This window comes from Microbacterium sp. VKM Ac-2923, from assembly GCF_022815605.1.
Lineage (GTDB): Bacteria > Actinomycetota > Actinomycetes > Actinomycetales > Microbacteriaceae > Microbacterium.
Map to the genome: position 1 here is coordinate 255,934 of NZ_JALGRP010000003.1, position 11,319 is coordinate 267,252.

Sequence of the window (11,319 nt, forward strand, 5' to 3'; positions counted from 1 at the left end):
GTCGACACGGAGGGTCGTCGACAGACGACCGCGATCCACCGCGTGAGCGGCGGCGTGCGACCTCAGATCCGGGAGATTCCGAAGACGATCAGAGGATGCCGCCGTGGCGGCGGCGCGCCCGACGGCATCGCGCCTCCGCGGACTGCCGCGAGCGGACGGAGGCCCAGGACGACGAGCACGACGGCAGTGAGGACGAGCAGAGCCATGACGATCGACCCGTCGGCGGCGACCACGTTCGTCGCGTCGGTGTCGACGGGCGGGACCAGCGCGGCATCCGGAATCGCGTTCTCATCCGCGTGCAGGAGGGAACCGACCGTGATGGCGCTGTGCGCCGTGCCCTCGTGGTGACCGCCCGCTTCATCGAAGTGGGTCGTGGCCCAGGCGCAGAGCAGGAGGAAGACCGCGAGCGCCAGCCGCACCGCGCGCTCGGCGGCGCGCCGGTCGGACGGGCGGGATACGGCGACGGTCATCGAGCCGAGCCTAGGCGCGCTCATTCGAAGGATGATCGCCGGTGGGCGATTGACCACCGTCTGGACACCTGATCTTCACCTCAGCATCGCGAAGGGGTGTTCGTCGGGCGGTGGGCTTGCTCTGCGGTCGACGACCGCCTCGATCCGACGAAGGACTCCCCCATGGACTCTCGCACTTCCCGACGCCTCCGCGCGGCCGCCGCTTCAGTGGCCGTCGCGCTGGCGGCCTCGACTTCCATCGGCCTCGTGGCCGCTCCCGCGCTGGCCGCGACGCCCGACATCACCGAGCACGGCGGCGCGGCTCGCAACGACGGCGACATGACCGACGCCCTCCGCGCCTCGATCGTCGACGGGCCGGCCAAGAACGTCATCCTTCTAATCGGTGACGGCATGGGCGACTCCGAGATCACCGTCGCCCGCGACTACGCCGAGGGTGCCGCCGGGCGGTTCGCCGGCATCGACGCCCTCCCGCTGACCGGGCAGTACACGACGTACTCGATCGACGAGGCGGGCAAGCCCAACTACGCCTCCGAGTCGGCCTCGACCGCGAGCGCGTGGGCGACGGGCACGAAGACGGTCAACGGCCGTCTCAGCGTCGACGTCGCGAACAAGCCGCAGGCGACGCTGCTCGAGATCGCCAAGGCCAACGGCCTGAAGACCGGCAACGTCTCGACGGCGGAGATCCAGGATGCGACCCCCGGTGCGCAGATCTCGCACATCTCCGCCCGCGGGTGCTACGGCCCCGACCAGACGTCGAAGAACTGCGCCTCGGAGGCGCTGGAGAACGGCGGCCTCGGCTCGATCAGCGAGCAGCTCCTGAACGTGCGCCCCGATGTCACCCTCGGTGGCGGCGCGGCGAGCTTCGCGCAGACCGCGAAGGCGGGCCCGTGGCAGGGCAAGACCCTCTCGGCGCAGGCCGAGGACCGCGGCTTCACCCTCGTGAAGGACGCCGCGGGTCTCGACGCCGTGACGACGGCGGATGCCGACCGGCCCCTGCTCGGTCTCTTCACCGAGGGCAACTTCCCGGTGCGCTGGAACGGCCCGGCAGCGACCGACCTGACGGCCGGCGGACAGCTGCCCGCCCCGGTCGCCTGCGCCGAGAACCCCGACCGCCTCGCGACGGGACTGTCGCTGGCATCCCTCACGTCGAAGGCGATCGACCTGCTCGACGGCGAGGACGGCTTCTTCCTGCAGGTCGAGGGCGCGAGCATCGACAAGCAGGACCACGCCGCGAACGCGTGCGGCCAGATCGGTGAGACCGTCGACCTCGACGAGGCCGTGCAGGTCGCCCTCGAATTCGCTCGCACGCAAGGCGACACCCTCGTGGTCGTCACGGCCGACCACGCCCACACGAGCCAGATCGTGGGCTCGGCCATCCCCGGCCTCAACACCCACCTGCTCACGGCCGACGGCCAGCCCCTGATCGTCGCCTACGGTACCTCGCCCGCGGGCGGATCGCAGCAGCACACCGGTTCGCAGGTGCGCATCGCCGGGTATGGCCCCGGCGCGGCGAACGTCGTCGGCTTGACCGACCAGACCGACCTGTTCTTCACCGCCGCGAACGGTCTCGCGCTTTCTCAGAACCTGGCGGCGCTCAGCACCGCGGCGACCCTGTCGGTCCCCGCGGAGGTCCGCCCGGGCGCGGAGTTCACGGTCGTGGCGAACGGCTTCGCCGCCGATTGGCAGCTCACCGGCGAGATCACGGGTGCGGGCGACCTCGGTCAGCGCGATGCGCTCCGCGGTTCCGCCGGCTTCGCTGCCACCGCGCCCACCAAGGAGGGCGCGTATGAGGTGACCGTCCGCGGCTCGCAGACGGGGACGACCAAGACCGCGTCGTTCACGGTGTCTGCCTCGGCCGCTCCGGTGCCGACGACCACCCCGACTCCGGCGCCCTCGGCTTCGGCCGGTGCCGGCGCAATCGCCGGTGGAGGCAACGGCGGTGCTCCACTGGCGATGACCGGTGCCGCTCTGCCGATCGGCGCCGCCGTGATCGCGGCGGGACTGCTCGCAGCCGGCGCCTACCTGCGCGCGCGTCGTCAGCGCCGTACCGACTTCGTCTGAGTCGCACCCTTAACGCCCGTCCCCGCCCCGGCGGGGGCGGGCGTTCCCTCGCGCGCGGATCCGGGGCGGGCGTGGCTATGCCCCCGGCATCAGGGGCGGACACGGATTCTGCCCGGTCTGAGGCGCAGGCGCGGCATCCGCACGATCCGGCGGCGGACTCGACACCCGGCTAGGCGTGACCGGATGCCGCAGCGGTCAGCCCGCGCGCTCTGCGCGTTTGTGCTCCTGGAAGACGCGGATGGCTTCGTACCTCTCGGCGGAGCGCGCCTGCCGCTTGGCCGCCTCGACCTCGCGCACCTTGGGCGGCGCCGTGGTCACGAGGTCGTCGAGCAGACGACGGAGCGAGGCCTCGATCTCGTCGACGGCGCGGTCGAACACCGGGCGATTGGCCCTCGAGGGCGTCGTCGTGCCGACGATCTTGCGAACGAACTGCTCGGCGGCATCGTGGCACTCGGCATCCGTCGCCGGGGGCGTGAAGTTGTGCAGGGGGACGATGTTGCGGCACATGCCCCACAGGGTAGGCCGATCGCCCGCCGTTCGCGAGAGTCTCCCACCCATCGGCAAACGCGGCGAGGTCGACTGCGGCCGGCGCGCGGCCGGCGAACGAGCTCGACCGCGCGGCATCCCCGTCAACCGTGCCCGCAATGTCGGAGGGTCTTGGAAGGATGGAGCCATGCCGGAGTCTCCTTACGCCTCACGTCCGTGGTCGAGTTCGTACGCTGAGGGCGTCCCGCCCGAGATCGACGTCCCCTCGCAGACCCTCCCCGAGATGCTCGCGGACTCGGTCGCGCGCTACGGCAAGAAGACGGCGCTCGAGTTCTTCGGCGCCCCGACGACCTATCGCGAGCTCGGCGACCAGGTGGGCCGCGCCGCCGAGGGACTACGGCGACTGGGCGTACGACCCGGTGACCGCGTCGCGCTGGTGCTGCCGAACTCGCCCCAGCACGTCGTGGCGTTCTACGCCGCGCTCCGCCTGGGTGCGATCGTCATCGAGCACAACCCGCTCTACACCCCACGCGAGCTCCGTCATCAGTTCGAGGACCACGGGGCGCGATTCGCGATCGTGTGGGACAAACTCGCCGACACCGTCGCCGATTTTCCGTCCGATCTCGCGCTCGAGCACGTCGTGAGCGTCGACATCACCGAGGCGCTCCCCCTCGGTAAGCGGCTCGCCCTTCGCCTGCCCGTGGCCAAGGCCCGCGCGGCGCGCAACCAACTGACCGCCGCCCCGACGTCGAAGCGACCGCTGGCCTGGAAGAAGCTGCTCACGCACGGCACGCTCGCGCGCAAGCACCACGGACCCGCGCTCGACGACATCGCGCTGCTGCAGTACACCAGCGGGACCACCGGGAGCCCCAAGGGGGCGGTTCTCACGCACGCGAATCTCCGAGCCAACGCCATGCAGGGGCGCGCGTGGGTGCCCGGGCTCCGCGACGGCGAGGAGACGTTCTACGGCGTCCTCCCGCTGTTCCACGCCTACGGTCTCACCCTCTGCCTCACCTTTGCCATGAGCATCGGGGCGAAGCTCGTGCTCTTCCCCAAGTACGACCTCGAGCTGGTCGCTGCAGCGACCAAGAAGAGCCCGCCCACCTTCCTGCCCGCCGTGCCTCCCATCTACGACCAGCTCGCCCGAGCCGCGGCGCGCGGCACCATCGATCTGACCAGCGTGCGGTTCGCGATCTCAGGCGCGATGAGTCTTCCCGTCGCGACCGTCGACCGCTGGGAGGCCGCCACGGGAGGGCTGCTCGTCGAGGGGTACGGGATGACGGAGTCGTCCCCCGTCGCGTTGGGGAACCCGATCGGCCCGTCGCGCCGCCCCGGGACGGTGGGGGTGCCGTTCCCGAGCACCGACATCCGGGTCGTCGACCCCGACGACCCCGCCACCGACCTGCCGCTCGGCGAGGCCGGCGAGTTGCTCCTGCGCGGTCCCCAGGTGTTCCAGGGCTACTGGAACCGTCCCTCCGACACGGCCGAGACGCTCATCGACGGCGGCTGGCTGCGCACGGGCGACATCGCCTCGGTCTCGAATGACGGCTTCGTTACGATCGTCGACCGTCTGAAGGAGATCATCATCACCGGCGGCTTCAACGTGTCCCCGAGCGAGGTCGAGGACGTGCTCACCTCGCACCCCGACATCGCCGGGGCGGCGGTCGTCGCCCTTCCGAAGTCGTCGGGTGGAGAAGACGTCGCCGCCGCGATCGTGCTGCGCGACGGAGTTGAGGTCGAGCCAGAGGCCGTCCGCGACTTCTGCAAGACGCGTCTGGCCGCCTACAAGGTGCCTCGGCGCATCGTCGTGGTCGACGATCTGCCTCGTTCGCTCATCGGCAAGGTCCTTCGACGCGAGGTGCGCGAGCGACTCATGTCGTGAGGGCGACCTTCGCTCGAAAGTCGAAGGGGATGCCGCGCGCGCCGGGTGGCGGCGTCCCGTCCGCTCAGCCGTAGAAGAGCTTGTCGAACACGCGTCGCGCCCGTCGCGTCGCACCGAGGTAGTCCTCTTCGACCCGCGTCGCCGAACGAGGCGGATACTCGAGGATCCGACCGATACCGTCGAGGCGCACGCGGTCGGCGGGCAACACGTCACTCGTCTGCCCCGACAGCAACGTGTTGGCCGAACGCAGCCGGCTGGCCAAGTGCCAGGCGGCTGCGAGCTTCTCGGCCGCGTCCGCTTCGACGATCCCGGCGTCGACGGCGGCGTGCAGCGCCGCCAGCGTGGAGGTCGTGCGCATCGCCGGGACGGCGCGGGCGTGCTGCAGTTGCAGGAGCTGCACCAGCCACTCGACGTCGCTGAGCGAGCCCGGCCCGAGTTTCAGGTGGCGCGTGGGATCGGCGCCCTGCGGAAGGCGTTCGTTCTCGACGCGCGCCTTGATGCGCCGGATCTCCCGTAGCCCGTTCTGATCGGCCGACACCGGGTAGCGCACGTCGTCGGCGAGCTCCATGAACGCCGCGATGAGCTTGACGCTGCCCGCGACACCGCGCGCCCGGAGGAGCGCCTGGGCTTCCCACGACAGCGACCAGCGCCGGTAGTACTCTGCGTACGCCTCGATCGAGCGGGCGAGCGGCCCGCTCCGCCCCTCGGGCCGCAGCTCCGCGTCGAGGTCGAGGGGGAGGCGGTGATCCTCCGACTGCTCGCGAAGACCGGCGACGAGCTTGAGGGCGAGCGCGCTCGCACGCTGAGGGTCGACGCCGTTGGCGCGGTAGACGTACATGACATCGGCATCCGAACCGAAGCCCATCTCCCGACCGCCGAAGCGCCCCATCGCGATGACCGCGAAGTCGAGGTCGTCGTCTTCGGGTGGAACGACCACGCGACGCACCGCGCGGAGCGTCGCCTGGATCGTCACCTCGGTGATCGTGGAGAGGGCGTCGGCCAGTTCTTCGAGCGACACCGTGCCGAGGACCGCTGCCATGGCAACACGCAGCATCTCGCGGCGCCGGAGGGCGCGCACCGAGCGCATGGCGTCGTCGATATTCTGCCAGCGGGTCTGGATCGCCCGCGCTTCCTCTTCGAGCGCTTTGCCCGAGCGAGGTCGCAGCAGGGCGTCGTCGTCGAGCCACGCGACGGACTCGGGGATCCACTCCATCAGTTCGCCGATGTAGCGGGACCCCGACAACACCCGGGTCAGACTCTCGGCCGCTCCCGCGGAGTCGCGCAGCATGCGCAGGAACCACGGCGTGTTGCCCAGTCGCTCGCTGATGCGGCGGAAGACGAGCAGACCGTAGTCGGGGTCGACGCCATCGGCGAACCACCGGATCATGATCGGCATGAGGTGGCGTTGGATCGTCGACTTGCGGCTGAGGCCGGTGGTGAGCGCCGCGATGTGACGAAGCGCGCCGGCGGGGTCACGGAAGCCGATGGCCGCGAGACGATCGCGTGCCTGCTCGGTGGACAACGTCCGCTCCCCCTCGGGAAGCGACGCCACGGCCGACAGCAGTGGGCGATAGAACAAGCGCACGTGGATGTCGCGCACCTCGCGCTTGATGCTCTCCCACGCCGCCTGGACCCCGGATGCCGAGTCGGCCAAGCGCGTCGCCCGCGCGAGCACGCGCAGGTCGTCGTCCTTCTCGGGCAGGAGCGCCGTGCGGCGGAGCCCGCGCAGCTGCAGACGGTGCTCGAGCAGACGCAGCAGGCGGTAGTCGCGAGCGAAGGCCTCCGCCTCCGAGCGTCCGATGTACCCCTCGGCCACGAGGGCGTCGAGAGCCTCGAGGCTCCCCCGCTGGCGAATGCGCTCGTCGGTGAGACCGTGCACGAGCTGGAGCAGCTGCACGGTGAATTCCACATCTCGAATGCCGCCCGGGCCGAGCTTGACCTGCCGGTTCACCTCGGATGCGGGGATGTGCTCCGTGACGCGCTCGCGCATGCGCTGGACGCCCTCGACGAAGTTCTCGCGCGCGGCGCTGTGCCACACCAGCGGCTGCACGGCTGCGACGTAGTCGGCACCGAGGGTCGGGTCGCCCGCGATGGCACGCGCTTTGAGCAGCGCCTGGAACTCCCAGCTCTTCGCCCAGCGGTCGTAGTACTGCTGGTGGGAGGCGAGGCTTCGGACGAGCGCGCCCTGCTTCCCCTCGGGGCGGAGGTTGGGGTCGACCTCCCACAGGGGCGGCTCGATCTCCGGCCCCGAGATGCCGCGCATCGTCTGCACGGCGAGGCGGGTGCCGATGTCGATCGCCCGCGCCTCCGACACGACGTCCTCGTCGGCCGTGCCGCCGACGAAGATCACGTCTACATCGCTGACGTAGTTGAGCTCGCGCGCCCCGGTCTTGCCCATCGCGATGATGGCGAAGCGGGTGGCTTCGACGTTCTCGCGCGGGAACGAGCCGGGCCCGGGAGCCGACACCCGGGCGCGGGCGACGCTCAGCGATGCCTCAAGGGCGGCGCCGGCGATGTCGGCCAGGGCGGCGGAGACGACATCGATCGCTCCCGCCGGGTCGTCCTGCCCGAGGTCGTACGCGGCGATGCGGGCCACCAGGCGGCGATAGCGCACGCGCAGGGCGACCCACGCGGCATCCGAGGCGTCGGACGCGAACCCGTCGACGTCGCCGACGGATGCGAGGAGCTCGGCGCGCATGGTCTGCTCGTCGGGGAGGGTCAGGCCCGCTCCCGAGAGGTGCACGAGTTCGTCGGGATGCCGGAGGTAGAACTCGGCGAAGCCGTCGGACGCTCCCACCAGATCCCACAGTGCTCGCCAGACCCCCGCGTCGGCGGCCGCCGCGCGCACCGCCGGCGCGTCGCGCCGGGCTACCTGCAGGATCGACCGGAGGGCGCCGTCGGGGTCGGCGACGCGCTGCGCCAGGCGCATGGCATCCGCTCGCTCGACGCCCACGGTCGCCTCGAGCTCACCGAGCAGCGTGTCGGCCTCGGTGAGCCTCGAGAAGCCGGTGCGAGCGAGCGCGGTGAGCGCGGTGGAGCGATCGCCCGAGGTCATGGGACGACCGTCAGAGTGCTTCGAGGTTGCTCGCGAGCTCGAACGGCGTCACCTGGGCGCGGTACTGCTGCCACTCGCGACGCTTGTTGAGCAGGACGTACTTGAACACCTGCTCCCCCAACGTCTCGGCGACGAGCTCGGACTCCTCGAGGTACTCGAGGGCGTGGTCCAGGCTCGCCGGGAGCGGCGCATAGCCGAGCGCACGACGTTCGGCGTCGGTCAGCGACCACACGTTGTCTTCGGCCTCGGCGGGCAGCTCGTACTCCTGCTCGATGCCCTTCAGCCCGGCCGCCAGCATGAGTGCGTACGACAGGTACGGGTTGGCCGCGGAGTCGAGGGCGCGGTACTCGACCCGGGTCGACTGGCCCTTGTTCGGCTTGTACAGGGGCACACGGACGAGTGCGGAGCGGTTGTTGTGGCCCCAGCAGATGAAGCTGGGCGCCTCGTCACCGCCCCACAGGCGCTTGTACGAGTTGACGAACTGGTTGGTCACGGCCGAGATTTCGTTTGCGTGGCGCAGCAGGCCCGCGATGAAGTGACGGCCGACCTTCGACAGCTGGTACTGCCCGCCCTCTTCGTAGAAGGCGTTCATGTCGCCCTCGAACAGCGACAGGTGCGTGTGCATACCGCTGCCGGGCTGGCCGCTGATGGGCTTGGGCATGAACGTGGCGTAGACGCCCTGCTCGATCGCGACCTCCTTCACGACCGTGCGGAAGGTCATGATGTTGTCGGCCGTGGTGAGGGCGTCGGCGTAACGCAGGTCGATCTCGTTCTGCCCGGGTCCCCCCTCGTGGTGACTGAACTCGACCGAGATGCCGAGGTCTTCGAGCATGCGCACCGAACGACGGCGGAAGTCGTGCGCCGTGCCGCCGGGGACGTTGTCGAAGTAGCCGGCCGAGTCGACAGGCTGCGGTCGCCCGTCGGGGCCGAGCTGCGAGGACTTCAGCAGGTAGAACTCGATCTCGGGGTGCGTGTAGAACGTGAAACCGGCGTCGGCGGCCTTGGCGAGCGTGCGCTTGAGCACGTGGCGGGGGTCGGCCACGGCGGGCTGGCCGTCGGGCGTGGTGATGTCGCAGAACATGCGCGCGGTCGGGTCGATCTCGCCGCGCCACGGCAGGATCTGGAATGTCGTGGGGTCGGGATGCGCGAGGAGGTCGGACTCGTAGGAGCGCGTGAGCCCCTCGATCGCCGACCCGTCGAAGCCCAGTCCCTCGGTGAAGGCCCCCTCGACCTCGGCCGGGGCGATCGCCACCGACTTCAGCGTCCCCACCACGTCGGTGAACCACAGGCGCACGAACTTGACGCCGCGCTCCTCGATCGTGCGCAGGACGAAATCACGCTGCTTGTCCATCGTCATCCCTCGTATCGGTGCGTTCAGCGGGTGGAGCCGGAGCCCCAGTCGTCACGGGCCTCTTCTTCAGCCCACTTCTTCGAACGATCCTTGAAGAGCTGCGGCGCGTTGGCCGCCTCCTCGGCGGTGTCGAAGGGGCCGGCGCGATCGACCGCGGGTGACTCGTACCCCTGCTCGACCTGGCCGGTCTCGAGGTTGTACCAGTACTTCTTGTTGTCGTCGCTCACGATGCTCCTCACGTGGGTCTCGCGTCTCGGCGTGAACCGCCGGTGCTCCCCTGATCCTACTGATGCCGACCGTGGGGCTGGATAGGCTGAGGGGTATGGCATCGAATGCGTCACATGCGGTCGGAGTGGACATCGGCGGAACCGGGATCAAGGCCGGAATCGTCGATCTGGATGCCGGGGAGCTCGTGAGCGACCGCATCAAGGTCGCGACCCCCGCCGGAGCCGAACCCGCCGACGTGCTGGCCGCAGTGCGGCAGGTGCTCGAGACGCTCGAGGCTCCGACCGACCTGCCGCTGGGTGTGGCGTTCCCGGCCATCGTGAAGAGCGGCAAGACCCTGTCCGCCGCGAACGTGTCGAGCTCGTGGATCGGGTTCGAGGCCGAGAAGTTCTTCGAAGACGGCTTGTCGCGCGGCATCCATTTCGCGAACGACGCGGACGTGGCCGGCATCGCCGAGGTGCGCTACGGCGCGGCGAAGGGCGTCGAGGGGCTGGTCATCCTCACCACGCTCGGCACCGGCATCGGCTCCGCGATGATCTACGACGGCGTCCTCGTGCCCAACAGCGAGCTCGGTCACCTGCAGCGCGCGGGGCACAAAAAGGATGCCGAGCACTTCGCCGCCTACTCGGCGATGGAGCGCGAGGAACTGTCGTGGGACAAGTGGGCCAAGCGCCTGCAGTGGTACTACGACTACGTCGAGTTCCTCTTCAGCCCCGACCTGATCGTCGTTGGCGGCGGCGTGTCGAAGCACGCCGAGAACTTCCTGCCGCTGCTCAACCTGCGCGCACCGATCGTTCCGGCGAAGCACCGCAACAACGCGGGCATCATTGGCGCGGCATCCCTCGCCGTTCCCGTGCCCGAGGCGCTCCCCGCCGTCAAGTAGGCGGCTCCCTGGTCGTCCCCGTCGTCACGCGGCGTCGACCTGCCGCACGCTGACGGCGTTTCGCCAGACGACCGGCGCCCAGTGCCCGCCCTCGCAGGGGACCTCGAGCATGACGACGCGGTCGTTGCCGCCGGTAGCCCAGGCCGGTTCGCGCGTGGCCGCACGATTCGGCCAGGTTACCCACGCCCACACCGGGCGTTTGTGCGGGTACCAGTCGATCGGGCGCGCCCCCCACGTCTCGGGTTGCAGGGTGCAGGGGGCGATGGATGCCAGCACCCGCGCGACCATCTCGTCGCTGACCCTCGTCGAACCCATGCGACGGACCCCTTCCCCGGCCGTGCTCGATGGTAGAACATAACTCCGACACTCGACGGCGGAGTGGACGAGAAGCGCATCGTCTCACCCCTGGCATAGGGCGACCCTCCTGAGGCAGGGGGCCAGCAGGAGGGTCGATGGGTATTCGGCGCGAAGCGCCGGTCGGTTTGGGAGTAATGCTCATCCCGTGGGGGCGAATGGGCCGGCCTGTACGCCGGGTTCTGTCCGGGGGTCCCTTCGACAAGCTCAGGGACCCCGTGGACGGTCATCTCTCTCGGCGACACGTTGCCGTGCCGCTCCAGCGGCCTACCCGGGGACTCGGCGAGCCGCGTCTGCATCCCCTGTCTGGCCTTGCTCCGGACGAGGTTTACCTGGCGAATCGTGTCACCACGATCCCCGGTGGTCTCTTACACCACCCTTTCACCCTTACCCCGAACCCTGCGGGCCGAGGCGGTCTGCTCTCTGTGGCACTGTCTCGCGGATTGCTCCGGGTGGGCGTTACCCACCGTCCTGCCCTGTGGAGCCCGGACGTTCCTCGGCACGGGCGAACCCGTGACGCGACCGTCCAGCCGACCCATTCGCATCGTCCAG

At 70.1% G+C, this 11,319-nt stretch carries 9 protein-coding genes and 1 other RNA gene; 3 read left to right on the forward strand and 7 right to left on the reverse strand.

Annotated elements, in window-relative coordinates:
- Positions 1–62: 62 nt before the first annotated feature.
- Positions 63–470 (reverse strand): hypothetical protein, encoded by a 408-nt coding sequence (locus tag MT347_RS07055; RefSeq protein WP_243499496.1) that lies wholly within the window; start codon positions 468–470, stop codon positions 63–65.
- Positions 471–632: 162 nt separating this feature from the next.
- Between MT347_RS07055 and phoA the strand changes: the two genes are divergently transcribed.
- Entirely contained in the window at positions 633–2,531 is a 1,899-nt protein-coding gene (gene phoA, locus MT347_RS07060; protein ID WP_243499498.1) for an alkaline phosphatase, read from the forward strand.
- Between the two features lie 195 nt (positions 2,532–2,726).
- On the opposite strand, the gene MT347_RS07065 is transcribed toward phoA, so the two are convergent.
- Complete coding sequence (locus MT347_RS07065) at positions 2,727–3,038, reverse strand: DUF2277 domain-containing protein (RefSeq protein ID WP_243499500.1); 312 nt, start codon at positions 3,036–3,038, stop codon at positions 2,727–2,729.
- A 166-nt stretch (positions 3,039–3,204) separates the two neighbouring features.
- Here MT347_RS07065 and MT347_RS07070 point away from each other — a divergent pair, with 166 nt between their 5' ends.
- The gene (locus MT347_RS07070) at positions 3,205–4,899 is read left to right on the forward strand and encodes a long-chain-fatty-acid--CoA ligase (protein WP_243499503.1); all 1,695 of its coding nucleotides are present in this window, start codon (positions 3,205–3,207) and stop codon (positions 4,897–4,899) included.
- 64 nt (positions 4,900–4,963) lie between these two features.
- Here the strand turns inward: MT347_RS07070 and MT347_RS07075 are convergent, their stop codons facing one another.
- From MT347_RS07075 to MT347_RS07085, 3 genes are read right to left on the reverse strand one after another with little or no spacing between them, the layout of a single operon-like run.
- Complete coding sequence (locus tag MT347_RS07075; protein ID WP_243499505.1) at positions 4,964–7,954, reverse strand: bifunctional [glutamine synthetase] adenylyltransferase/[glutamine synthetase]-adenylyl-L-tyrosine phosphorylase; 2,991 nt, start codon at positions 7,952–7,954, stop codon at positions 4,964–4,966.
- Positions 7,955–7,964: 10 nt separating this feature from the next.
- Positions 7,965–9,305 carry a type I glutamate--ammonia ligase gene (gene glnA / locus MT347_RS07080; protein WP_243499507.1) on the reverse strand — a complete coding sequence of 447 codons (1,341 nt, stop codon included), beginning with the start codon at positions 9,303–9,305 and terminating at the stop codon, positions 7,965–7,967.
- Positions 9,306–9,328: 23 nt separating this feature from the next.
- Positions 9,329–9,532 carry an SPOR domain-containing protein gene (locus MT347_RS07085; protein ID WP_243499509.1) on the reverse strand — a complete coding sequence of 68 codons (204 nt, stop codon included), beginning with the start codon at positions 9,530–9,532 and terminating at the stop codon, positions 9,329–9,331.
- A 95-nt stretch (positions 9,533–9,627) separates the two neighbouring features.
- Here MT347_RS07085 and ppgK point away from each other — a divergent pair, with 95 nt between their 5' ends.
- Entirely contained in the window at positions 9,628–10,413 is a 786-nt protein-coding gene (ppgK, locus tag MT347_RS07090) for a polyphosphate--glucose phosphotransferase (protein WP_243499511.1), read from the forward strand.
- A 24-nt stretch (positions 10,414–10,437) separates the two neighbouring features.
- On the opposite strand, the gene MT347_RS07095 is transcribed toward ppgK, so the two are convergent.
- Both MT347_RS07095 and rnpB read right to left on the reverse strand, forming a co-directional pair.
- Entirely contained in the window at positions 10,438–10,728 is a 291-nt protein-coding gene (locus MT347_RS07095) for a hypothetical protein (protein WP_243499513.1), read from the reverse strand.
- A gap of 194 nt (positions 10,729–10,922) precedes the next feature.
- An RNA gene (gene rnpB / locus MT347_RS07100) (RNase P RNA component class A) lies at positions 10,923–11,305 on the reverse strand.
- Positions 11,306–11,319: the final 14 nt, after the last annotated feature.

Bases quoted from the DNA above. Each gene is read 5' to 3' on its own strand.
- MT347_RS07055 (WP_243499496.1), bottom strand. From the start codon at position 470: ATGACCGTCGCCGTATCCCGCCCGTCCGACCGGCGCGCCGCCGAGCGC.
- phoA (WP_243499498.1), top strand. From the start codon at position 633: ATGGACTCTCGCACTTCCCGACGCCTCCGCGCGGCCGCCGCTTCAGTG.
- MT347_RS07065 (WP_243499500.1), bottom strand. From the start codon at position 3,038: ATGTGCCGCAACATCGTCCCCCTGCACAACTTCACGCCCCCGGCGACG.
- MT347_RS07070 (WP_243499503.1), top strand. From the start codon at position 3,205: ATGCCGGAGTCTCCTTACGCCTCACGTCCGTGGTCGAGTTCGTACGCT.
- MT347_RS07075 (WP_243499505.1), bottom strand. From the start codon at position 7,954: ATGACCTCGGGCGATCGCTCCACCGCGCTCACCGCGCTCGCTCGCACC.
- glnA (WP_243499507.1), bottom strand. From the start codon at position 9,305: ATGGACAAGCAGCGTGATTTCGTCCTGCGCACGATCGAGGAGCGCGGC.
- ppgK (WP_243499511.1), top strand. From the start codon at position 9,628: ATGGCATCGAATGCGTCACATGCGGTCGGAGTGGACATCGGCGGAACC.
- MT347_RS07095 (WP_243499513.1), bottom strand. From the start codon at position 10,728: ATGGGTTCGACGAGGGTCAGCGACGAGATGGTCGCGCGGGTGCTGGCA.